The sequence below is a fragment of the Streptomyces sp. NPDC017943 genome (assembly GCF_044328425.1).
Lineage (GTDB): Bacteria > Actinomycetota > Actinomycetes > Streptomycetales > Streptomycetaceae > Streptomyces > Streptomyces djakartensis_A.
On record NZ_JBIRHH010000092.1, the window covers coordinates 1 to 1,191 of the forward strand.

The 1,191-nt window shown below is 60.2% G+C and carries 2 pseudogenes; one reads left to right on the forward strand and one right to left on the reverse strand.

The features are described from left to right. Positions 1-190: 190 nt before the first annotated feature. Positions 191-452: pseudogene (locus ACH4C6_RS36465) on the forward strand (transposase family protein); the annotation flags it as partial. A gap of 649 nt (positions 453-1,101) precedes the next feature. Here the strand turns inward: ACH4C6_RS36465 and ACH4C6_RS36470 are convergent. Continuing rightward, a pseudogene (locus ACH4C6_RS36470) lies at positions 1,102-1,191 on the reverse strand (IS5/IS1182 family transposase); the annotation flags it as partial.

Below are 1,191 nucleotides of genomic sequence, written 5' to 3' on the forward strand. Positions count from 1 at the left end.
GGCTCCTCGGACGAAGCGTGGTGCGCAGAGAACACCACCGCAACGACCAGGAGCCTCGCCTCGTCACACCACCCCACTGACCTGCCTCATCACCCCTGCAGGACAGGATGAAAACGATTCAGTGAGCCGCCTGGGGTGTGCGGAGTTTCGGGCGGGCCCAGCCGAAGGTTGGTTGATCACCCGGAAGCAGGTGCACGGGATGAAGGTGCAGCTCATCGCCCGCCCAGACGGCACACCTTGTGCTTCTCTCGCGCAGCACTCAGCCGCCCACACGACTTGGCCGGCCCGCGCCCACGGCATCGTGCAGGCCTGCCTGACGCGGCCAAATTCTTGTGCTGGCAGACCGCGCCTACCAGGGCGCCGGCCATCGTCCGCATCCCGTACTACCACCACGGCGAACAGCGCGTGCACACCAGCAGTTCAACCACGACAGAATGAGGCTCACTGAACCTTCGACCCCTGAGTCCCGTAGTAGAAGTGTTGCTTGGGCTAGAAACGAATGAAGAGGTGGAAATGCCAGCTCTGGAGCGTACCGAGAGGATCGAAGATGTATCGGACGTGGAGCAGCAGCGTCGCATCCTGTACGGGGCTTCCCAGCGTGTGGTAGGTGACCCGCCGCCCAGTTATCAGCAGTCGCATAACCACGCCCCGCCTTCCTATACTGCAGCAACTAACCAGAACGGAAACCAGAACGGCAATAACTCAAGCTCCCGCACTCGGTAAGTATGTTCTCAACCTCCAGCGTCGAGATTTTCCTTAAACTGGGTCACTGACCTGCGTATTATCCGACGTGGGCGGCCTTCATCTGATCATGTGCTCCGATCAAGATGCGAGTGATCACGACGAAGGCCGTGAGGGTCAATCTGGTCGTTTGAAGGTCCGTTCTCATTTTCGAGCCGAGCGTTAGCCTGTACAGGACGCAAAACGATGCCGGTGCAGGTATGGCCGGTGATTTCAACCGGACAGGATGAAGGTGCCGGTGGTGGCCTTGAGAACGATCAGTCCCGCTGAGCTTCGCGGGAGGCCTGCTGTTTGCTTCTACGGGAGCTTCGACGGGTGATCCGCCTGATCATGAGGGTGATCGCGGCCTAAGACTGTGTCCTACGTGGTGAGGCGGAGGTGTCGTTTGTAGCAGCAGATGGTGGCGGCGAGGCCGAGGAAGGCGAGGTAGTTGCGGGGGTTGCGTTCGTA